The sequence below is a fragment of the Streptomyces auratus genome (assembly GCF_050433025.1).
Taxonomy (GTDB): Bacteria; Actinomycetota; Actinomycetes; order Streptomycetales; family Streptomycetaceae; genus Streptomyces; species Streptomyces sioyaensis.
Map to the genome: position 1 here is coordinate 2,719,801 of NZ_JBNGCB010000003.1, position 20,614 is coordinate 2,740,414.

A 20,614-nucleotide genomic window follows, 5' to 3' on the forward strand; every position below is an offset into this window, starting at 1 on the left:
GGCATGACGTGGACAACGACCCGGAATCTCGCGGACTTCGAGGCGGCCGCGGGGGCGTTCCTGCGCAGCCGGCCCGCCGCGCACTCTGTGCTGCTGTCCGTGACGTCGTCCCTGCGGTCGCTCGGTGCGGATGCGTACGGGGCGGACGCGCCCGCGTTCGGCTGGTGGCGGCGTAGCGGACAAGACCCGGTCGGGGCCGCGTTCGTGTGGACACCGCCGCGGACCGCGCTGCTCTCGCCGATGCCGGAGGAGGCCGCGGGCGAGCTGGTGGAGACGCTGGCCGCCCGGCGGCTCGACGTCCCGGGGGTGAACGCCGGCCGGGCGGTGGCCGAGGCGGTCGCCGGCGCCTGGCAGCGGCGGCACGGCGGCACCGTGACCACCGGCGAACGCCTGCGGCTCTACCGGCTGGACGAGCTGATCGAGCCGTCCCCCGCACCACCGGGCACGGCCCGGCGCGCCCGGCCCGCCGACCGGGACCTGCTGCGCGACTGGTTCACCGCCTTCGCCACGGAGATCGGTGACCCGCCGCCCCGCGACGGCCGGGCGGTCGACGCCCGGATCGCCGGCGGCCGCTGCCTGCTGTGGGAGACCGACGGCCGTCCCGTCTCGATGGCCGGCCACACCCCTCCGCTCTGTGGCGCGGCCCGCGTCGCCCCCGTCTACACCCCGCCCGAGCTACGCGGACGCGGCTACGCGGGAGCGGTGACGGCCGCCGTCTCCCACGCCGTACGGGCCCTGGGTACGCAGGAGCTGCTGCTCTTCGCCGACCTCGCCAACCCCACCAGCAACGCCCTCTACCAGCGGCTCGGCTACCGCCCGGTCGAGGACCATCTCGTCCTGGAATTCGGGCGGGAGTAGGGCGCTGGACATGGCGTGGGCGGAAGGCGGCCGGCGCCACCCTCGGGTGCCGGGCGCAGCTCACCTCAATGGACGCGTCCGACGTGCCGAAAAGGGCGGCGCCGGGACCGCCGCATCCCCCTCGGACAAGGTCACACCCGATTCCCGGAATGTCACGGCCGGTCGCGCGGTTTGCCTCAGAGGGTGATGGTGTTGAGTCCGGGTGTCGTGGTGCGGAAGCCGTACGACGGCGCCGAGTGGCGCGGTGTGCCGGAGCCTGCCGCCCACGCGGCCCGTATCACTTCGCGTTCGCCCTGACCATGGAGGTGCCGTGACCGGTTCCCGCCCCCGCCGCACTGGCCTTTCCGCGCTGCGTCCCGCGAGCTTCGGCGTCGAACCCACGGGAGAGCGGCTGGCCAGGATGCGCAGATCGCCGCAGTTCGTGGACGGTCAGTTCCGTAATCCGGTGCCGACCGGACGGCCGCCCAAGGGCGCCGCGCTGGAGATGGCGCGGGCGCAGCTGAGCCGGGAGGGACGGCTGCGCCGGGCGCCGATCGGCCCGATTCCGGTGTACCGCCCGACCGCCGGGGACTTGGGACAGCCGCCCGCTTCCGGGCTGCGGCTCACCTGGATGGGGCATTCGAGCGTGCTGGCCGAGATCGACGGTCAGCGGGTGCTCTTCGACCCGGTCTGGGGGGAGCGCTGCTCGCCGTTCGACTGGGCCGGCCCCAAGCGGCTGCACCCGGTACCCATCGGGCTGGACGAGCTGGAGCCGGTCGACGTCGTGGTGATCTCGCACGACCACTACGACCATCTGGACATGCCGACCGTCGAGCGCCTGACCGGCACCGGCGCGGCTTTCGTGGTACCGCTCGGCATCGGCGCCGACCTGGAGTTCTGGGGGGTGCCGGCGGAGCGCATCACCGAGCTCGACTGGCACGAGTCCACCCGCGTCGGCGGACTGACCCTCACGGCCACCCCCGCGCAGCACTTCTGCGGCCGCGGGCTGCGCGGCCCGCAGCACACCCTGTGGGCCTCCTGGGTGGTCGCCGGGCCCGACCACCGGATCTTTCACAGCGGCGACACCGGCTACTTCTCCGGCTTCGCGGAGATCGGCGCGGCGCACGGCCCGTTCGACGCGACGATGATCCAGATCGGCGCGTACAGCGATTTCTGGCCCAAGAACCCCACCTCGGACACCCGGCACCCCGGCATGTGGCCGGACATCCACATGAATCCTGAACAGGGCGTGCGCTCCCACCTCGACCTCCAGGGCCAAGCGCCCGGCGGGGTGCTGCTGCCGATCCACTGGGGCACGTTCAACCTGGCGCTGCACCCCTGGGCGGAGCCCGCCGACTGGACGATGACCGCTGCCCGCAAGGCCGGGGTCGCCACCGCACACCCCCGGCCGGGAGAGCCCTTCGAGCCCGCCGATCCGCCGGCCGTCTACCCGTGGTGGCGGGCGATCGCGGTGCCGCCCGCCCATGGCTGGCCCGCCTGGCTCCCGGTGGTTTCCCCCACCGATGTGGACCTCGCCGCGGATCGCTGAGGCCGGTCCCGACAGCCGGCAGCGGCCCGGGCCATGCCGTCCGCGGGCCTCCTCCGCCTTCCTGCTGCTCAGGCCTCCTTGCCCGGGCCCCGGGTGGCGCCGGCCCAGCCGTGTTCGAGGAGGGCGAAGGCGGCTTCGAGGGCCGCGCGGGGATCGTCCCGGCCGTGGGCGAGGGCGACCGAATCCAGGGCGTAGTGGGCGAGGGCGGCGCAGGCGGGGTCGCCCTCGGGTGCTCCGGTCTCGTCGGCGATCGCCTCCGCGAGGGCGGCCTCGTGGCGCATCCACATGCGGTGGCCGTACTCGCGCAACGCCGGTGTGCCGAGGACGAGTTGCTTGTAGCGGGCGAATCCGGGGTCGGTCGCCGTGGGGAGAAGCGTGCGCAGGACGTGGTCGAGCAGGGCGGCGGGGAGAGAGCGGCCGGCGGGCCGTTCGCGTACGGCGGCGACGAGGGCGGCCTGCTGGTCGGCGTCCTCGTCGAAGACCAGGGCTTCCTTGCTGGGGAAGTGCTTGAACAGCGTCGTGGTGGACACATCGGCGGCTTCCGCCACGTCCTTGACGCTGACCTGGTCATAGCCGTGTTCCAGGAACAGGTGCAGGGCCGCGTCGGCCAGTGCCTGACGGGTGGCGGCTTTCTTGCGCTCGCGGCGCCCCACGGGCTTCGGTGTATCGCTCACCGCTGCACTGTACCCACTTGTTGCCTCGATTGAAAAGTTGACTCGTTGCACTTTTTTAGTGAGTGTGCTCTTCTGTGTGGGCCGGTGGCGGGGCCGCGGCCGACCGGCAGTACGCCCCGCCCCCGCTCCTTCCCGACCGAACGGAGCCCTCATGAACTCGACGTCCATACCCGGACCCGCACCCCGCATCGCCGTCATCGGGGCCGGTCCCGGCGGCCTCACCTGCGCCCGCGTCCTGGAGCGGCACGGCATCGCGGTCACCGTCTACGACCGCGACGCCTCCGCCGACGCCCGCAACCAGGGCGGCACCCTCGACCTGCATGCCGACTCCGGGCAGATCGCCCTCCAAGAAGCCGGTCTCCTGGACGAGTTCTTCGCCCTGGCCCGGCCGGAGGGGCAGGCCATGCGCGTCCTCAGCCGTCATGGCGAGGTCCTCGCCGACTACCGGCCCCCGGCCGACGAGAATGCCGCGCCCGAGATCGACCGCGGCCAGCTGCGCACGCTCCTGGCGGGCTCCCTCGCCCCCGGCACCGTCCGCTGGGGCCACACCCTCCGCTCCGCAGCCGCCCGCCCGGACGGCACCCACCGCCTCACCTTCGAGAACGGCACGACCACCGACGCCGACCTCCTCATCGGCGCGGACGGCGCCTGGTCACGGGTGCGGCCGCTGGTCAGCGACGCCACGCCGGTCCACACCGGAGTGACCTTCATCGAGGCCCACTTCGACCACGTCGACACCGATCACCCTGCCGTCGCCGAACTCGTCGGCGACGGGCAGACCTTCGCCACCGGCGACCACAAGGGGCTGCTCGCGCAGCGCAACAGCAACCAGCATGTGCGCGCCTACATCGCCCTCCGCGAGGACGTGGACGGGGAGAGCCTGGCCGGCGCCGACCTCGGCGACACCGAGGCCGTACGCGCCGCGCTGCTGGAGAAGTTCACCGGCTGGGACGAGCGGCTCCGCATCCTGATCACCGACAACGACGGCCCCTATGTCCACCGCCCGCTGTTCGTCCTCCCCGCCCCGCACACCTGGCCCCACACCCCCGGCGTCACCCTGCTCGGCGACGCCGCCCATCTGATGGCCCCCTTCGGCGGCAACGGCGCCAATCTCGCCATGCTGGACGGATGTGAACTCGCGCTGGCCCTTGCCCGCCACGACAGCGTCGACGCGGCAATCACCGCCTACGAGGGGACCATGCTGCCGCGGGCGGCCGAGGCCGGTGACGGCGCGGACGCCCTCGACCGGGTCTTCGGCCCCGGAGACCGCGAGGCCACCGAGGTGCCCGACTTCGGCCGGGAGAAGGAGGAGTACCGGCGCGGCGCCGCCGCGTACCGCAGCCGCTGAGCCCGCCGCAGTGCCGGCTGCCGCACCCGGCGGCGTGGGCCGTACGGGCGCCGGGCGCCGGGCGCCGCCGCGGTCAGTCCGCGCGGCCGGTGACCGCCACCGTCACACCCAGGCCGATCATGGCGAAGCCGCCGGCCCCGCCGACCATCGACAGCCGGCGCTCGGAGCGGGCGAACCAGCCGCGGGCCGCCGAGGCCGTCAGCCCCCACACGGTGTCGGTGATCAGACCGATGCAGATCGGTACCAGGCCCAGGATCATCATCTGGGTAGGCAGCCCGCCCGCCGACGGGTCCACGAACTGGGGGAGTACGGCGGCGAAGAAGACGATCCCCTTCGGGTTGGTGACGCCGACCAGGAGACCGTCGGCAATCGTCCGCAGATCACCGCGGGCCGCCGGCCCGGGCGCGTCCCCGGCCCCCAGCTTCATGTCCTTGCGGTGCCGGAAGGCCTGCACGCCGAGAAAGACCAGGTAGGCCGCACCGGCCAGCTTCACGGCCAGGAAGACCGTGACGGACCGCTCGACCAGCGAACCGAGGCCCAGCGCCACCGCGACCACCAGGAGGTAGGAGCCCAGCACATTGCCCAGGACCGTCGCCAGGGCCGTCCGCCGGCCGTGGGCCAGCGCCCGGCCGATCACGAACAGCACGCTCGGTCCCGGGATCACGATCACCAGCAGCGACATCGCTGCGAAAGCCAGTATCCGGTCGGTAGTCACCATGTCTCTCACCTCGGCGGCCATTGAATCAGCCGGACGCGGGGTTTCGTCAGTGGTCAGCGGCGTGCGGCAACGGATGCCGTGCGGCCCGGTCCGCCGCCGGCCGGGCCGGGCCCGCCGTGCCGCGCGGCCGCGGATGCCGCCCGTGAGCCCTCGGAGGTGCGCTTCCGGAGGCAGCAACTCCGCCTCGCTGAACGGCAGTTCGGATTATGTCGCACTGATGTGCGGCACGCGCCCACTCAAGGAGGTGGCGAGGGGTAGCGAAAGCCCGAAGTAGCTCCGGACACTACCCCTGTAACAACTAGCGTGCGTGCTCCGCGAACTGCCAACGGCCGATCCGGAGGGCGCCGATGCCTACCGCATTCCCCCAGGGGACCCAGATGTCCCAGGAGGCTCAGAGGTCCCCGGGACCCCAGAGCTCCCCGGGGGTCGCTCCTGTCCCCACCTCCGCCCGGCGGCGGGAGCGTGACGGCGGACGACACGGCCGGGCCTCGTTCCCCGAGTCCGCCGCCGATTCGGCGATACGGTCCCGGCTGGTCAGGCTCGCCGCCGTCCCCTGTCTCCTCGTCGCCGTCGTCTGCACCGCCGTCGCCGCGTTCGTCGTGCAGGCCGGCGGCGCCCGGCTGTCCGGGCGGGAGTGGGTGATCCTGGCCGGCGGGCTCGCCCTGGTCTGCGTCATCGTGCTGACCGCGGGCGCCGCCGCCAACGCCGAGGCCCGCGCCACCGTGGCCCGTTACGCCCGGCTCCGCCAGGTCTGCGCCCGCAGCCAGTCCGACCTCTACGACCTGCTGGACCGGGTACGGCAGGGCGAATGGCTCCAGCGCCGCGAGCCGGTCACGGCGCTCGCGCCCACCGGCGACACCCTCGACCTGCTCGCCCATGAGGTGGCCGCCGCCGGCCGGGCCGCCGAGTCCGCCGTCATCGACGCGGTCGCCATCGCCCGCAGCAACGCCAGCGGCAGCGAGCAGAAGGTCGAGGTCTTCGTGAACCTCGCCCGCCGGCTGCAGTCCCTGGTCCACCGCGAGATCGAGCTGCTGGACGAGCTGGAGAACCAGGTCGAGGACCCGGACCTGCTCAAGGGCCTGTTCCACGTCGACCATCTCGCCACCCGCATCCGCCGGCACGCCGAGAACCTCGCCGTCCTCGGCGGCGCCATCTCGCGCCGCCAGTGGAGCCGCCCGGTGTCCATGACCGAGGTACTGCGCTCCTCGATCGCCGAGGTCGAGCAGTACCCGAGGATCAAGCTGGTGCCGCCGATCGAGGGCACCCTGCGCGGACACGCCGTCGCCGACGTCATCCACCTGCTCGCCGAACTCGTCGAGAACGCCTCGATCTACTCCGCCCCGCAGACCCCGGTCCTGCTGCGCGCCCAGCTCGTCACCGCCGGTCTCGCCGTCGAGGTCGAGGACCGCGGCCTGGGCATGTCGGCGGACGAGCAGAACCGGATGAACGCCCTGCTGGCCGACCCCGAACACATCGATGTCGCAGAGCTGTTGAGCGACGGCCGCATCGGGCTGTTCGTGGTCTCCTCGCTGGCCCGGCGGCATGGCATCGTTGTCCGGCTGCAGAGCAATATCTACGGCGGCGTCCAGGCCGTCCTGATCGTGCCCCAGGGGCTGCTCGGCGCGGAACCGGCCGACGGGGAGCGGGGCGGGGCGGATGCCGCGCCCACGGGATCGCCGGACACCGTCCCGGCGCACGACCACGACGGCGGGTACGACGGCGGCTACGGCATCGGCTACGCCGACGACCCTGACGCCGGCCCGGCGCCGCACGCGCGTCATGACCGCCATGACCGCCAGGACCCGGGCGCCGACGGCTTCCCGACCGTGGCCATCCCCCGCCCCGCCCCGGCCCCCGACCCCGCGCTCGACCTGTCGTCACGCGGCTATGACGAGCGTACGGCCGAGTTCCCGGCCCCCGTTCCCCCGGACCCCGGTCCCGACTCCGGCGCCGCCCGCCGCCGGCTCGTCCACGCCTCGGGCGCCCGCACCCCTGAAGTCCCCATGGCCGACACCCGCACGCCCGAGCCGCACCCCCGCGAGCTCGCCCCCGCCGGCCGCCCGGCCGACCCCGGCCCGGTCATGCTGCCGCCCGCCCCGCCGGCCGTGGACGACAGCGCCCGCCCGCGGCTGCCCCGGCGGCGCAAGCAGACCCATCTCGTCCCGGAGCTGCGCGGCGACCCGATCCTGCCGTCCGCCGCCCGCCGCACGGGCCCGGAACCCGAGCACGACCCCGGCCTGATGGCCGCCTTCCGGCGCGGATTCAGCCTCGCCGACGACTGCTACGCAGGCGACACCGGCGAGCACGTCATCCCCCCGGCCCCGGGCGGCGACACCGGCAGCCCGGCCGGCAACGACCTTCTCTACGACCGTGACCACGACGCCCCGATGGCCCGCCCCCGAGGAGACGACCGCAACCATGGTGAGTGATGTGCATGCGCAGGCGCACTCGCAATTGCCGGGAAGCCAGCACACCGACCTGTCCTGGCTGCTGACCGGGCTCGTACAACGGGTGCCGCACGCCCGGAGCGCGCTCCTGCTGACCTCGGACGGCCTGGTCAAGGCCGCCCACGGCTTCGACCCGGACAGCGCCGACCACATGGCCGCCCTGTCCTCCGGCCTCTACTCCCTCGCCCGCAGCGCGGGGGTGCGCTTCGGGGACGGCGACGATGTCCTCCAGGTCGTCGTCGAGCTGGAGTCGACCTTTCTGTTCGTCTCCACCGCCGGTTCGGGCGCCTGTCTGGCCGTCCTCGCCGGCCGTGAAGCCGACGTGGCGGTGCTGGGTTACGAGATGTCGATGCTGGTCAAGAGCGTCCGCCCGTACCTGTCCACGCCCGCTCGCCAACAGGCCCCCGCGGGTGGTCGATGACCATGGCCGTGCGTCGCCGACGGCGGCAGGGCGGGGAACCGTGGTTCGACGACGCCGCGGGCCGGCTGGTCCGCCCGTACACCATCAGCAACGGCCGGACCCGTCCGACGGCGCACTTCGACCTGCTGACGATGGTGATGGCCACCGGCCGGCGGCCCGTCTCCTGCCAGGGACCCGACTACGCCCAGGTGTTGGGTCTGTGCGGCGGCCCGGTCTCCGTGGCCGAGATCGCCGCCCACATACGGCTGCCCGCCGTGGTCACCAAGGTGCTCCTCGCCGACCTCGTCGACTGCGGGGCACTCACCGCGCGGGCTCCCGCAGCCGTTTCGGCAGGGGCCGCGTCCCGTACCGACCGTGCCCTGCTGGAGGCGGTGTTGAATGGACTTCGCAAACGACTGTGACCCCCCTGCCCTGGGGGATCTGGCCACCGATGCCTTCCCCACCGCGCTCAAGATCCTGGTCGCGGGCGGCTTCGGCGTCGGCAAGACGACCTTCGTCGGAGCGGTGAGCGAGATCGAGCCGCTCAGTACGGAAGAGCTCCTCACCCAGATCAGCGTCGGCACGGACGATCTGGCGGGCGTCGAGGACAAGAGCACCACCACCGTCGCCATGGACTTCGGCCGGATCACCCTCAGCCCCGCGCATCTGCTCTACCTCTTCGGGACGCCGGGGCAGCAGCGCTTCTGGTTCATGTGGGACGAGCTGTCCAACGGCGCGCTCGGCGCGGTGATCCTCGCCGACACCCGGCGGCTGGACCAGTGCTTCGGCGCCGTCGACTTCTTCGAACGGCGCGGCATCCGCTTCATCGTCGCCGTCAACGAGTTCGACGGCTCCTACCACTACGCACCGGACGAGGTCCGCAGCGCGATAGACCTCTCCCCGGACATCCCCGTCGTGCTCTGCGACGCCCGACAGAGCAGCTCGGCGACCCGCGTCCTGGTAGCGCTCGTCCAGCATCTGCTCACCCCCGCCCTCGCCGCGACCCCGGAGCTGCCATGAACCACCCTGCCTCCCGCGTCCCGTACATCTCCTACGACCCGACGCGGCATCTGCTGCTCACCCCGCAGGACGACGAGGCCCCCGCTCGGGTCGCCCGGCTGCGCGCCCTGGGGATCGGCGAATCCCCGCTGCCCGCGTTCGACGAGTTCGCCCGCAAGCTCGCCCGGACCACCCGGGCGCCGTACTCGATGGTCAACTTCATCGACGAGCGACGGCAGTACTTCGCCGGTCTCTACACGCCCGACCAGGACCGGGCCGTGGAGCTCGGGCCGGCGCCCGCCAGTGCCCAGCCGGGCCGGGTGATGGACCGGGACCACGGCTACTGCCCGCATGTCATCGTCCGACGCAAGGCCCTGGTGCTGGAGGACGTCTGTGACTATCCGCGGTTCGCCGGCAACCCCGTCGTCGACGAGATCGGCATCCGTTCCTACCTCGGCGCGCCGCTGATCGACCGTACGGGGATGGCGCTGGGCACCGTCTGTGTCGTGGACCTCGAACCACGCCCCTGGGGGCGGGAGGGGCTGGAGACCATCAAGTCGATGGCGGCCGAACTCGTCGAGCAGATCCACAGCATGGAGAAGCAGCACAGCGACGTGCCCTGACGCGAGCGGCCCCGGCCCCGGAGCCCGGCGTACGGCCCTTGGCCGGACGGCCGGCCCGGGGCCGCCGCATGGGCGGGCCCCGGGATGACGGCCGCTCACTTCAGCCCGGTGCACCAGGGGCGCCGGCGCGACCCTCCGGTGCGCTGACCCGGCACCGTGGCCGCGGCGTCCTCACCCGGCACCGGGGCCGGGGTGCGGGCGGCGGAGTCGTCCTCCGGCCACTCCGAGGGCTCCAGCCGCAGCAGATCCGCCAGCCGGCTGGACCACTCGCCCTGCGCCCGGCCCAGGGCCAGCTCACCCAGGCGCAGCAGCTGGATGTCGGAGGTGCCGGCCGGCGCGAAGATGTGATGGGCGTCCCGCAGAAAGCGCTCGATCGGCCGGTCGGTGAACAGCCCGCACGCGGCATGGACGTCCATCGCGTCGCGCGCCGACTCCAGTGCCGACTCCACATTGACCAGCTTGGCGTTCATCAACTCCGCGTCGCAGGGCTGCCCTTGGTCCAGCAGATGCACCGCGTGATAGGCCGACAGGCGGGCCAGCAGCAGCCGCGACTGGATCCGTCCGAGCTTGAGCTTGATGGTGCTCAGATCGGCCAGCGCCTTGCCGTAACGCTGCCGCTGGGCGCAGAACGCCGTGGTCTCGTCCAGCACCGCCTGATGGATCCCCAGGGACACGGCGGTGAGATTCGGGCGTCCGTAGAGCACGCTGGAGGAGTAGGCGACCGACAGGCCGTCGCCCTCCCGGCCCAGCAGATTCGCGGCCGGGACCCGGCAGTTGTCGAAGAACAGCTCACCGAAGCTGAAGCCGTGCAGCCCCATCGCGGGCTGCTGCTCCCCGACCCGGAAGCCGGGGCTGTCGGACTCGACGAGAAAGGCCGACAGGCCCCTGGAGCCCTCGCCGGTGCGGACGACCACGCCGTGCAGATCGCCGACGTGGCTGTTGCCGACGTAGATCTTCCGGCCGTTGAGGAGGTAGTCGTCGCCGTCGCGGACCGCGGTGGAGGCCATGCCCAGCACATGGCTGCCCGACTGCGGTTCGGTGACGGCAATGGTCGGCAGGCAGTCGCCGGAGGCTATGGCGGGCAGCCAGGTCTTCTTCTGCTCCTCGCTGCCGAAGTGGACGATCTTCGCCACGCCCAGCTGCGACGCCTGCACCATGGCGCCCATCGCGGCGCTCACCCGGGAGAGCTCCTCGATGATGAGGGTCTTGGCGACGTGGCCGGCGCCCATTCCGCCGTAGGCGCGGTGCACGGTGGCGCCTATCCACCCCTGACGGGCGATCAGGCGGGAGAGATCACGGCAAACGGAACGGTTCTCCTCCATCTCCGCAATCCGGGGGCGGACCTCCCTTTCGGCGAAGTCCCGCACCCGTTTGCGGAGTGCCTCATGTCTCTGGTTCGTGAAATAGCCATGCAAGACGAGCCCCTCCTCCGCGATCTTCTCCGTGCTGGTCGCACCCCGCCTCGGGACGGCACCGGCGGCGCCGTCTGCAGTGAACGTTCCGGAACGTGAGCTATCGCTTACCCCGTGCAATACCCGTTGGCATACCTACTCCGGGCCGCATAAAACATCAACTGGTGGCATTTGGACGAAGAGTTGAAGCGCGAAGAAGATGCGCACCACCCCTTGTTCGACGGGGTCCGTGGCGCGGTTCCGGGGGCTTTGGAACCGCGCCACCCCTCGCCTCCCCAGCCCCTCGCGGTGGGGTGGAGTGGCTCAGTGCGAGGGGTCGCAGCAGGACTCGCGGCGCTGCTGCCGGCCCACCTCCAGCCAGTCGGCGCCGCCCGCCCGCAGCGACCGGCCGGCGGGCGCCGGGAAGGAGTCGATCAGCTCTCGCTGCTCGACGAGCCGTCCGCCGCGCAGCACCGCCGAGGTCCGCACCAGCGAGTCGAAGTCCTCGAACGGATCGCCGTCCACCACCGTCATGTCGCCGAGCTTGCCGACCTCCAGCGTCCCCAGATCCCGCTCCGCGCCGAACACCCGGGCGGGCAGGGCCGTCGCGGTGCGCAGCGTCCGGGCCACGCCGAGGCCGCCGCGATGCAGCGCCCGCAGGCACAGATGCAGGCCCAGGCCCACCGGCACCAGCGGCTGATCGGTCCCCAGCGCGACCAGTCCGCCGCCGTCCAGCACCCTTCGGTAGAAGGAGACTTCCGTCCCGATGTCGGCCAGCTGCCCGGGGGTGGGGCGCTGCCCGGCGTGGTCCCGTACGACCGCGGTGTCCCAGGGCGGCATCAGCCTGCCCACCCGCGCATCGTCGGCCAGCGCCGGATCGTCACCGAGCAGTGCGCCCGCCGAGAACGGCGTGGCCAGCAGGTGGAAATCGGTGCCGGTGTAGATCTCCTCGACGTCCTGGTACGCGCGCCCGGAGCCGGATACGGCATGCCCGAACTCCAGCCGCTGGGTGGCCTGCAGATGGGTCGTCAGGTCCTGTCCGAGCTGTACGCCCGGGGTGAGCAGATGGCTCCCGCAGCGGACGTGGAGCCGCTGATGGGCGAAGCGCGCGGCCTCCGCCATCACCCAGCCCGGCGCCCGGACGTACGTCTTGACGAAATCCCACTCCAGCGCCGCGCCGCGCTCCAGCGAGCGGCGCAGCCCCGCGCGGGTGCGGTGTGCGCGGCCCATGCTGTAGGCGACTCGGCCGCCGTCCAGCAGCTCTCCGCAGGTCAGCAGCCGCGGCCCGGCGAGCGCACCGTCCGCCACGGCCTCCCTGATACGGGCCTGTTCATAGGAGAAGCCGCCGCAGGAGACCGCGGTGGTGATGCCGTACGCGAGCTGCAGCGCGGTCTGCCGTCCGCCGTACGTCGTCTGCCACGGATGGGTGTGTGCGTCCCACAGGCCGGGGAGCACGGTCTGCCCGGAGGCGTCCACCCGCCGGGCCGCCCCGGCCCGGCCCGGACGGTGCGGTTCCACGGCGGTGATCCGCCCGTCCCGCACCACCACATCGACATCGGAGTGCACCTCGTCCCCGGTGCCGTCCCAGAACCGGCCCGCGTGCACGACGGTGTCCCGGGCGCGCGCGGGACGCCGGGTGAGGGACAGCGGAACGGTCCGCGCCGCACCGCCGGACACGCCGGTCAGCCGCAGTTTCCCGGCCGAGAGATAGAGGAGGGTGCCCGAGTCGCCGGACCACGACGGATGGTCGGCGCTCTCGTCGGTCAGCCGCCGCGGCGCCCCGTCCGGCGTCCCGTCCGGGCGCACCGGCAGCACCCACAGCGCGGACTCGGCGATCACCGCCATCCAGCGCCCGTCGGGTGACCACACGGGCCCGGAGTCATGGCGGTCGGCGATCGAGACGTGCTCGGCGACCGCATACCGCCGCTCCTTCCCGGTCTCGGCGTCGAGGACCCGGATGATGTTGTAGCCCTCGCGGAATCGGCGGTTGAGGCGGTTGCGGTCGCAGTACGCCAGATAGCGCCCGTCGGGGGACCAGCTGGGGCGGCCCGGCAGCCCGCCGGCGCCCAGCGGTGCGGCCAGCACCTTCTCCGTGCCGTCGGGCAGGGTCCGTACGACGAGGTTGCCCGACATGTCCAGCGCGGCCAGCCGCCCGCCGTCCGGCGACAGCGCGGGCAGTACCCGGCCGCCGGTGGCCAGCACCGTCTCCGTGCCGGAGGCGAGATCCCGGCGGCGGACCGCGAACAGCCCGTCCCGGTCGTCCGTGTAGAGCAGCGCCCGCCCGTCGCGGGACCAGCTCGGCGCCGAGACGTACCGGGTGGCATCGGCCCGGACCACCCTGCGCGGCGCGCCGGAGCCCGAAGTGGGCGCGATCCACAGGGAGTTGAGCGCGCCGAAGGCGACCCGGCGGCCGTCGGGGGAGAGGGCCGGCAGATGCACCCCGCGCACCGGGCCCGGCGTCGTCCGTTCGAAGCCGTAGTCCTTGACGCGGTGGCCGGGGCGGTCCAGCGGCAGCCGTGCGGTGAACGGGATGTGCTCGCTGTGCCGGGGAGCGTCGGCCCGGACGATCCGGAACTGTCCGCCGACCGTCAGCAGCAGCTCCTCGCGCGAGACCCAGCGCGGCGGCACCGGCGCCACATCGCCGTCGACCGCGACCGGCACGCCGTCCACCACCAGGGTGCAGGTCGGCGCCGGATAGTCCGTGGTCCGCAGGTGGGCCAGCCGCCCCGCCGGGGACAGGGCCGGCGCCAGCACCTGGGCGGCCGCGGTCTCGGTGTACTCGGTGCGCACCGCGCCCCGTCCGTCGGCCGGCACCGAGGCGACCGTACGGGACACCAGCGCCGCGCCCGCCACCCGCCCGCGCACGAACACCAGCCGCGAGCCGTCCGGGGACCAGCAGGGGTCGAAGTCCTCCCAGGCACCGTCCTGATGGGGTCCGTCCTGGCCGGGAAGCCCGGTGACCCGGGTCAGCCGTCCGGTGCGCACCTCCAGCACCCATAAACGGTACGGGCTGCCGGCCACCGCATCGCCGCCCCGTTCCGAGGCGAAGGCGAGCCGGGTCCCGTCGGGGGACCAGGCGGGGCCGCGGTCGTCCCACGGGCCGTCGGTCAGCTGCCGCAGGCCGGAGCCGTCGGTGCCGAGCGTCCACAGATGGAAGCTGCCGCCGCGGTAGGCGCAGAGGGCGAGCGTGCGGCCGTCGGGCGAGTGCACCGGACGGGTGGGCTCCAGGTCGGGCGGGGTCAGCGCCACCGCCTCGCCGCCGGCCCGCGGCACCGACCACAGGACGTTCTGGACCTCGGCGATCAACCGGTCACCGGCCGGGGCGAGGGAGGCCGCGCCATTCGTGGCGGCCGTGAAGGACAGTGCGGCGCCGGACGCTCCGGCGTCCTGCGCGGCTGCTCCGGGGGCGTGGACCCCGGCCAGTCCCGCCACCGCGGCGGCCGAGGCGGCGGTGCCCTGCAGAAATCTGCGGCGAGACAGCGGCGAGGGGGGACGGGGGAAGTTCTCGGAAGAGTCTGCGATGTCCAACGATCCTCCTGTGAAAGGGGGTTGAGGCGCAGGCGCCGGGAAACAGCCGGCTGATCGTTTCACGCACCGCCGCGGACGGGTCAACTCCGCCACGCGCGCCCCGTGGCGTACCACGGCCCCGCGCGGAAGAGTGGGCGCCGACGACTCGTCAGCCACCGCCCCGGCACTCAGGAGACGACGCCATGCAGGCCATGCAGCCAGATGTCCACCAGGCCCCGGACGGCGCCCGGATCGCCACCTACACCTGGCTCCCGGAACACGGCCACCCGCGCGCCCTCGTCCAGATCGCCCACGGCGCCGCCGAACACGGCAGGCGCTACGACCGCTTCGCCCGCTTCCTGACCGGTCACGGCTATGGCGTCCTCGCCTCCGACCACCGGGGCCACGGCGCCACCGCGGCTTCCACCGGCGGCCGCGGTGTGGTCGGCGAGGACGCCTGGCGGGCGATCGTCAGCGACCTCAAGGGCATCGGCGACCACGCGGCCGCCGCCCACCCCGGTGTCCCGCTGGTGCTGCTCGGCCACAGCATGGGCTCACTGCTGGCCCGCGACTACGCCCAGGAGTACGGGGCCGACCTCGCCGGACTGATCCTCACCGGCACCTTCCGGACCCTGCCCGGCCTGGACATCGAGGGCGCCGTCGCCGAACTGGAGGCGGAGGCCGCCGCGCACGGCCGCGGCGCGCTGTCGGCCTTCATCCCGCGCACCTTCCGCTCCTTCAACGACGCCTTCGCCCGCCGCACCGGCTTCGAATGGCTCTCCCGCGACGCCGCCGAGGTGGACGCCTACGTCGCCGACGAGGACTGCGGCTTCCCGTTCTGCACCGGGCTCGCCCTCGACTGGGTACGCGCCATCCGCAAGATCAACGACCCGGACAATCTGGCCCGTATCCCGCGCGGACTGCCCGTCCATGTCGCCGTCGGAGAGCTGGACCCCTGTCATCAGGGGATGACCCTGGTCCATGAACTCCTGGAGGACTTCCGTTATCTGGGCACCCGCGATCTGACCTGGCAGGCCTATCCGGACGCCCGCCACGAGATCCTCAACGAGACCAACCGCGACGAGGTCCAGGCCGATCTCCTGGCCTGGCTCGACAAGCGCATCTGAGCTGCCTCAAGCGCGCTTCAGGTCAAGCGCCGGGCCGCTGATCCGGAGATCCGTGGCCCGGCGCGGCCGGGGTCAGACCTTCCCCGGATGGAAGACGTCCTGCTCGATGAGGATCTTGTCGATCCGGGCCTTGTCCACCCGGTTCGTCACCTCCGCGACCTCCTGGCGGTCGCGTACGCACTTGGCCAGCGTGAACGCCGAGGACACCACGAAGACCAGCCCGAGGGCGAGGAACCCGCGTTCCCAGGGGCCCACGGGCAGCCTGGTGATCCCGATCATCAGCGCCGCCAGCGACAGTCCGAACGAGATCGCGGACTGCACGAAGAAGGCCGTGGTCGTCGGCCGCTGAATCGATGGAGTAGTCATGCGCGTAGCGTGGCGGCGCGGTGACAGTGGCGCATGAGTACGGGTACTCATCTCGCCGACCCGGCAGGTGGGGCCGTGCGCTGCGAAATGGCAGCACCCACCCTCTGACATGCGGTATTGTTCTCGTGCGCGGTCAGCCGGGACAACCTGGCCAGAACGGGCATCGGGACGTGGCGCAGCTTGGTAGCGCACTTGACTGGGGGTCAAGGGGTCGCAGGTTCAAATCCTGTCGTCCCGACTTGCTTTTGTGCAGGTCGGAGGTCGTTTCCTTAAGGGGAACGGCCTCTTCTGCATGTGTGCCCGCTGTCTTGCGGGAAGGGGCGCCGGGCCTGCGTGCGCTCCCGCGGCGTACCCCCTGCCCGGTTCGCCCGTAAGTGGCGAGCTGTCGACCGCTGCGCTCCTGGATCCGCTACTCGGTGTCCGTACCCGCGACAACGCCCTTGGACGTGCGGCCTTGTGAGGGGGAGGCGCTGGCGGCCCGCCTGGCAGCCGTTGCTCACGCTCTGTGTGACCGCGCCGCCACTCAACTCCCGGTTAAGTCGGCCGGTCCCTACTGTCCGTAAGTGGACTGGTGCGCCCCGTTCCCGGCATGACAGGATGAGAGGCGTAAATCCAGCGCCTTAACTGTTCGTTGGGCTCGATCGATGGGGGGACGGTGGGCATGAGCGTGGGGGGCGACGGCCGGTCCAAGGAGGCGGGCAGTGCGCTCGCGGAGCGGCTCAACCATCTCTTCGCGAACATGCATCCGCCCGGGGCGCCGTACACCAACTCCTTTGTGGCCGAGGAGATCAGCGGGGGAGCGGAGGAGTACGGCGGGGTCAAGGTCACCGAGCAGTATCTGTCGATGCTGCGCAACAGCCGGCGTACGAACCCGAGTCCGGAACTGCTGCGCGCGCTGGCCAAGTTCTTTGCGGTGCCGGTGGGGTATCTGCTCGGGGACCTCTCGCAGCCGCAGGCCGCGCGGGTGGAGGAGGAGGTGCGCTTCCTCGCCGCGATGCGCGACCAGCGGGTGCGCGCCATCGCGCTGCGCTCCGTGGGACTGCCGCCGGAGGTGCAGGACAGCCTGACGACGATCATCTGCCAGTTCCGGGAGCAGATGAATCTGCCGGCCGATCCGCCGGAGCAGGGCGGTGACCGGCACGGTGAGTGAATCGACACGGACCGCTGAGCGCGGCCAGATCTTCGCTACCTGGCAGCGGGCCGGACACGAGGACGGGACGAGCATGCGAGTGGGGCAGATACGCAGGCGGTGCAAGCAGCTGATCAAGGAGCTGGCGCTGCCCGCCGCGATCGATCTGCGCGGGATGTGTGACATCGTCGCCGCGCGTGTGGCGCGGCCCGTCCATCTCGTGCCGATGAGCCTGGGCGGGGTGGTCTCCGGCATGACGGCCGTCACCGACGACGGCTACTGGGTCTTCTACGAGCTCAAGACGTCACCGTGGCACCAGGCGCACATCGTGCTGCACGAACTGAGCCACCTCCTGCTGGGGCACGCCCAGGATCCCGCCGTCACCGAGGACGCCCTGAAACTGTGGACGCCGTCCGTCGATGTCGCCACCGCCATGCGGCGGATGGGCCTGACCATGGGTTTCGCCCGGCACCACGGCTACGACAACCTCGCCGAGCGGGAGACCGAGGTGCTCGGGACGCTGCTGATGGAGCGGGTCGCGCCGTCCGCGGCCGAGCGGGAACTCCCCCTGGAGGGGCAGGCGGCCGAGCTGGCGGCGGCGCTCGGGCCCGCCCTGCAGCACATCCGGCGTCAGCAAGGGGCACCGGCCGGCGGCGCGGGGTCCGGTGGCGCCCGTGCGGACGCGGACGGGGGCTCGCGTGTTTGATGTCATCTATCTGTCGTTCGGCCTGGCCGCCTGGGTGATCGTCGGCTACAAATCCGTCGCTTGGTTCCGTGACCGCAGCAATGCGGACCTGGGGCTGGCCTGCGTGATGACCGGCGGGGTGGCGACGGTCTTCCTCTTCTCCGCGCCCAGCCTCTACCGCGCCTTCGACCGGCTGGCCGGTGTGGCGAACCTCGCGATGGTGTTCCTCTACTCCTCCGTCGTGGTGTTCGCCGCGGGGGCACTGGTGTTGCTGCTGCGCTGGACGGTGGGAGAGGGGGCGGCCGGGAGGGCCCGTGCGCGGATCGGGGCGCGCGTCGCCGTCGGGGGTGTGGCCGCGCTCTGGGCGGTGGCGATCGCCGGGTTCGCGATCGGCCGGCCGGACGCCGTCGAGCACCCCCGCGACTTCAGCACCGCGTACACCGACTCTCCCGGCGTCATGCTGTTCCTGGTGCTGTATCTGGCCATCTTCGGCTTCAGTTGTGCGGCCTTGGGGACGCTGTGTCCGCGTTACGCCGCCCGGCTCGGCGGCACGTACCTGGCGCGCGGTCTGCGCGTGCTGGCCGCGGGCTGCTGGCTGGGCCTCGTCTACTGCGCGTGCAAGGTCATCGGGTTCGCCCTGTCCTGGGCGGGCCACCCGGCGCTGTGGCTCTCCAACGGCGTGGCCCCGCTGGGCGCCTCGGTCGCGGCGCTCATGGTCCTCGCCGGGTTCGCGCTGCCGGCGGCCGGCCCGCGGGTCGCTGCCTGGCGCCGGCTGCGCCGCCTCTCCCCGCTCTGGCGGACCGTCACCGCACAGACCCCGGAGGTGACGATGGAAACCTCGGCGTGGTCCGTGCGCTGGCCGTTCGCCGATCTGGAGTGGCGGGCCAACCGGCAGATGGCCGAGATCCGGGACGTCCAGCGCGGTATCCGGCGCCATGTCGAGTCCGACGCCGTGGACATCGCCCGGGAGCGGGCCCGCGCGGTCGCGCTGGACGACCGGCAGCTGGCGGCGGTCGCGGAGGCCGCCGCGCTCCGCCGCGGTCTGGAGAACCGTGCGGTCGGTCATGTTCCCGACCACGGCGCGGACAGCGTGGTGGTCTCCAGCGGCAGCGAACCGGCCGAACTCACCGCGGAGTACGAGCACTTGGCCCTGGTAGCGGATGTCTACCACTCGCCGCTGATCGACACCGTGCTCACCGAACTGCGTCAGCGCAGCGCGGTGGCGCGCAACTGAGGAACACCCCCTGAGACGGGGTGGCCCGGGACGGGGGTCCGGGCCGCCCGAACCACCGAGGCGGCACCGGTTCCTGAACCGGTGCCGCCCTCGCCGGTGTTGCCGGTATCGCCAGTGTTGCCGTGCGGCGGACTACGCAGGGGTACGTCGCGGCCACGCCCTAGAGTCGGGCCCATGCAGAACACCGCCGAGACCGGCCCCGACGCCCCCATCGACGTGACGCCCCTCCTCGACGATCCGTACGCCGCCTACGCCGCACTGCGCGAGGCCGGACCGGTGCACCGGATCACCGGCGCCGACGGAAGTCCCGCCTGGCTGGTCACCCGCTATGACGACGTCCGCAGCGCGCTCGCCGATCCCCGGCTCTCCCTGGACCGACGTCATGCCGGGCCCGGCGGTTACCGCGGCTTCGCGCTGCCGCCCGCGCTGGACGCCAATCTGCTGAACATGGACCCGCCGGACCACACGCGCGTCCGCCGCCTGGTGGTCAAGGCCTTCACCCCGGGCCGGGTCGAGACGCTGCGGGCGCCCGTACGGCGGGTCGCCGAGGAACTGCTGGACGCGATGGCCGAGCGCGGCCGCGCGGACCTGATCGCCGACTATGCGGGGCCGTTGCCGATCACCGTGATCTGCGATCTGCTCGGGATCCCGCAGCACGACCGGCGGGACTTCCTGGCCTGGTCGGACGCGCTGATCACGCCCGACCCGAGCCGGCCGGAGGGGATGAAGCAGGCGATCGGGGCGATGCTGGAGTTCTACACCGGTCTGATCGCGGCCAAGCGCGCCGAGCCGGGCGACGATCTGCTCTCGGACCTGATCGCGGTCCGCGATGACGCGCCCGCCGCCGACGGGAGCGACCGGCTCACCGAGGACGAACTGACCTCGCTCGCCTTCCTCATTCTCTTCGCCGGATACGAGAACACCGTCCACCTCATCGGCAACGCCGTGCTGGCCCTGCTCGACCACCCGGACATACTCCGTCAGTTGCAGCAGAATCCAGCCGAACTGCCGGCGGCCGTGGAGGAGTTCCTCCGCTACGACGGCCCCGGTCCGCTGGCGATCCGCCGCTTCCCCACCCAGGACGTGGAGATCGGCGGCGTACGGATCCCGGCCGGGGAGAGCGTGCTGCTGTCGATCGCGTCCGCGAACCGCGACCCCGCGCGCTTCCCCGCGCCGGACACGCTGGACCGCGGCCGGGACCTCTCCGGGCACCTCGCGATGGGCCACGGCATCCACTACTGCCTCGGCGCGCCGCTCGCCCGGATGGAGGCGGTGACCGCGCTCGAAGCGCTCCTCGGGCGCTTCCCGGAGCTGCGACTGGACGTCCCGCGTGGTGAATTGCGGCATCGCAGGACCCTCCGGTCGCGTGGCCTGATTTCGCTGCCCGTCGCCTGGGAAACGGCGAGCGAACAAGTTTTTGAGGCATAACCGTTCGCTCATGCGGTAGAAAGGTGTCTGAGCCCGCCCGGTGTGCATCCCCCGTCGCACCGGGCGGGCCTCTCTTTGCACCCGTTGCAGTTGCTATATGCCGGGCGGGTGGCGGCACGATGGCCCGTCTGGCTCAACTGTGCTGCGGGTTG

Annotated in this window: 18 protein-coding genes and 1 tRNA gene; 14 read left to right on the top strand and 5 right to left on the bottom strand. The window is 72.4% G+C overall.

Annotation, left to right across the window (positions count from 1 at the left end):
• Positions 1-3 precede the first annotated feature (3 nt).
• Positions 4-858, top strand: coding sequence for a GNAT family N-acetyltransferase (locus BKA18_RS31625; protein WP_366044609.1), 855 nt, complete (start codon positions 4-6; stop codon positions 856-858).
• 310 nt (positions 859-1,168) lie between these two features.
• Complete coding sequence (locus BKA18_RS31630; RefSeq protein WP_366044608.1) at positions 1,169-2,386, top strand: MBL fold metallo-hydrolase; 1,218 nt, start codon at positions 1,169-1,171, stop codon at positions 2,384-2,386.
• Between the two features lie 68 nt (positions 2,387-2,454).
• Here the strand turns inward: BKA18_RS31630 and BKA18_RS31635 are convergent, their stop codons facing one another.
• Positions 2,455-3,039, bottom strand: a complete 585-nt coding sequence (locus BKA18_RS31635) for a TetR/AcrR family transcriptional regulator (RefSeq protein ID WP_366044859.1) — start codon at positions 3,037-3,039, stop codon at positions 2,455-2,457.
• A 172-nt stretch (positions 3,040-3,211) separates the two neighbouring features.
• On the opposite strand from BKA18_RS31635, the gene BKA18_RS31640 reads away from it, so the two are divergent.
• Entirely contained in the window at positions 3,212-4,408 is a 1,197-nt protein-coding gene (locus BKA18_RS31640) for an FAD-dependent oxidoreductase (RefSeq protein WP_366044607.1), read from the top strand.
• Between the two features lie 73 nt (positions 4,409-4,481).
• Here the strand turns inward: BKA18_RS31640 and BKA18_RS31645 are convergent, their stop codons facing one another.
• Positions 4,482-5,126, bottom strand: coding sequence for a LysE family translocator (locus BKA18_RS31645; RefSeq protein WP_366044606.1), 645 nt, complete (start codon positions 5,124-5,126; stop codon positions 4,482-4,484).
• 377 nt (positions 5,127-5,503) lie between these two features.
• On the opposite strand from BKA18_RS31645, the gene BKA18_RS31650 reads away from it, so the two are divergent.
• From BKA18_RS31650 to BKA18_RS31670, 5 genes are read left to right on the top strand one after another with little or no spacing between them, the layout of a single operon-like run.
• Positions 5,504-7,555 (top strand): sensor histidine kinase, encoded by a 2,052-nt coding sequence (locus BKA18_RS31650; RefSeq protein ID WP_429638784.1) that lies wholly within the window; start codon positions 5,504-5,506, stop codon positions 7,553-7,555.
• The gene (locus BKA18_RS31655) at positions 7,545-7,994 is read left to right on the top strand and encodes a roadblock/LC7 domain-containing protein (RefSeq protein WP_006601992.1); all 450 of its coding nucleotides are present in this window, start codon (positions 7,545-7,547) and stop codon (positions 7,992-7,994) included. The genes BKA18_RS31650 and BKA18_RS31655 overlap by 11 nt, the downstream gene beginning before the upstream one ends.
• 2 nt (positions 7,995-7,996) lie before the next feature.
• Positions 7,997-8,395, top strand: coding sequence for a DUF742 domain-containing protein (locus BKA18_RS31660; RefSeq protein ID WP_366044604.1), 399 nt, complete (start codon positions 7,997-7,999; stop codon positions 8,393-8,395).
• Positions 8,373-8,993 carry a GTP-binding protein gene (locus BKA18_RS31665; protein WP_006601990.1) on the top strand — a complete coding sequence of 207 codons (621 nt, stop codon included), beginning with the start codon at positions 8,373-8,375 and terminating at the stop codon, positions 8,991-8,993. The genes BKA18_RS31660 and BKA18_RS31665 overlap by 23 nt, the downstream gene beginning before the upstream one ends.
• The gene (locus tag BKA18_RS31670; protein ID WP_173909716.1) at positions 8,990-9,595 is read left to right on the top strand and encodes a GAF domain-containing protein; all 606 of its coding nucleotides are present in this window, start codon (positions 8,990-8,992) and stop codon (positions 9,593-9,595) included. The genes BKA18_RS31665 and BKA18_RS31670 overlap by 4 nt, the downstream gene beginning before the upstream one ends.
• A 95-nt stretch (positions 9,596-9,690) precedes the next feature.
• Here BKA18_RS31670 and BKA18_RS31675 read toward each other — a convergent pair whose 3' ends face one another.
• Positions 9,691-11,010 carry an acyl-CoA dehydrogenase family protein gene (locus BKA18_RS31675; protein WP_006601988.1) on the bottom strand — a complete coding sequence of 440 codons (1,320 nt, stop codon included), beginning with the start codon at positions 11,008-11,010 and terminating at the stop codon, positions 9,691-9,693.
• Between the two features lie 300 nt (positions 11,011-11,310).
• Positions 11,311-14,514: an amidohydrolase family protein gene (locus tag BKA18_RS31680; RefSeq protein ID WP_366044602.1), complete on the bottom strand. Its 3,204-nt coding sequence runs from the start codon at positions 14,512-14,514 to the stop codon at positions 11,311-11,313.
• 182 nt (positions 14,515-14,696) lie between these two features.
• Between BKA18_RS31680 and BKA18_RS31685 the strand changes: the two genes are divergently transcribed.
• The gene (locus tag BKA18_RS31685; protein WP_366044601.1) at positions 14,697-15,620 is read left to right on the top strand and encodes an alpha/beta fold hydrolase; all 924 of its coding nucleotides are present in this window, start codon (positions 14,697-14,699) and stop codon (positions 15,618-15,620) included.
• 72 nt (positions 15,621-15,692) lie between these two features.
• On the opposite strand, the gene BKA18_RS31690 is transcribed toward BKA18_RS31685, so the two are convergent.
• Positions 15,693-15,986 (bottom strand): YiaA/YiaB family inner membrane protein, encoded by a 294-nt coding sequence (locus tag BKA18_RS31690; protein ID WP_208859140.1) that lies wholly within the window; start codon positions 15,984-15,986, stop codon positions 15,693-15,695.
• Positions 15,987-16,150: 164 nt separating this feature from the next.
• Here BKA18_RS31690 and BKA18_RS31695 point away from each other — a divergent pair.
• From BKA18_RS31695 to BKA18_RS31715, 5 genes are all read left to right on the top strand, one after another.
• Positions 16,151-16,224, top strand: a tRNA-Pro gene (locus BKA18_RS31695).
• Positions 16,225-16,647: 423 nt separating this feature from the next.
• Entirely contained in the window at positions 16,648-17,136 is a 489-nt protein-coding gene (locus tag BKA18_RS31700; RefSeq protein WP_366044600.1) for a helix-turn-helix domain-containing protein, read from the top strand.
• Positions 17,137-17,215: 79 nt separating this feature from the next.
• Positions 17,216-17,821, top strand: a complete 606-nt coding sequence (locus tag BKA18_RS31705; protein WP_366044858.1) for a hypothetical protein — start codon at positions 17,216-17,218, stop codon at positions 17,819-17,821.
• A complete protein-coding gene (locus tag BKA18_RS31710; RefSeq protein WP_366044599.1) occupies positions 17,814-19,034 on the top strand; it encodes an MAB_1171c family putative transporter in 1,221 nt (406 codons plus the stop codon). Before BKA18_RS31705 ends, BKA18_RS31710 begins: the two co-directional genes overlap by 8 nt.
• 174 nt (positions 19,035-19,208) lie before the next feature.
• Positions 19,209-20,462, top strand: a complete 1,254-nt coding sequence (locus BKA18_RS31715; protein ID WP_366044598.1) for a cytochrome P450 family protein — start codon at positions 19,209-19,211, stop codon at positions 20,460-20,462.
• Positions 20,463-20,614: the final 152 nt, after the last annotated feature.

What these genes read in the sequence shown, in the direction of transcription:
- BKA18_RS31640 (WP_366044607.1), top strand. Translation starts at nt 3,212, where the DNA reads ATGAACTCGACGTCCATACCCGGACCCGCACCCCGCATCGCCGTCATC.
- BKA18_RS31700 (WP_366044600.1), top strand. Translation starts at nt 16,648, where the DNA reads ATGAGCGTGGGGGGCGACGGCCGGTCCAAGGAGGCGGGCAGTGCGCTC.
- BKA18_RS31650 (WP_429638784.1), top strand. Translation starts at nt 5,504, where the DNA reads ATGTCCCAGGAGGCTCAGAGGTCCCCGGGACCCCAGAGCTCCCCGGGG.
- BKA18_RS31670 (WP_173909716.1), top strand. Translation starts at nt 8,990, where the DNA reads ATGAACCACCCTGCCTCCCGCGTCCCGTACATCTCCTACGACCCGACG.
- BKA18_RS31715 (WP_366044598.1), top strand. Translation starts at nt 19,209, where the DNA reads ATGCAGAACACCGCCGAGACCGGCCCCGACGCCCCCATCGACGTGACG.
- BKA18_RS31655 (WP_006601992.1), top strand. Translation starts at nt 7,545, where the DNA reads ATGGTGAGTGATGTGCATGCGCAGGCGCACTCGCAATTGCCGGGAAGC.
- BKA18_RS31665 (WP_006601990.1), top strand. Translation starts at nt 8,373, where the DNA reads ATGGACTTCGCAAACGACTGTGACCCCCCTGCCCTGGGGGATCTGGCC.
- BKA18_RS31685 (WP_366044601.1), top strand. Translation starts at nt 14,697, where the DNA reads ATGCAGGCCATGCAGCCAGATGTCCACCAGGCCCCGGACGGCGCCCGG.
- BKA18_RS31625 (WP_366044609.1), top strand. Translation starts at nt 4, where the DNA reads ATGACGTGGACAACGACCCGGAATCTCGCGGACTTCGAGGCGGCCGCG.
- BKA18_RS31690 (WP_208859140.1), bottom strand. Translation starts at nt 15,986, where the DNA reads ATGACTACTCCATCGATTCAGCGGCCGACGACCACGGCCTTCTTCGTG.
- BKA18_RS31645 (WP_366044606.1), bottom strand. Translation starts at nt 5,126, where the DNA reads ATGGTGACTACCGACCGGATACTGGCTTTCGCAGCGATGTCGCTGCTG.
- BKA18_RS31660 (WP_366044604.1), top strand. Translation starts at nt 7,997, where the DNA reads ATGGCCGTGCGTCGCCGACGGCGGCAGGGCGGGGAACCGTGGTTCGAC.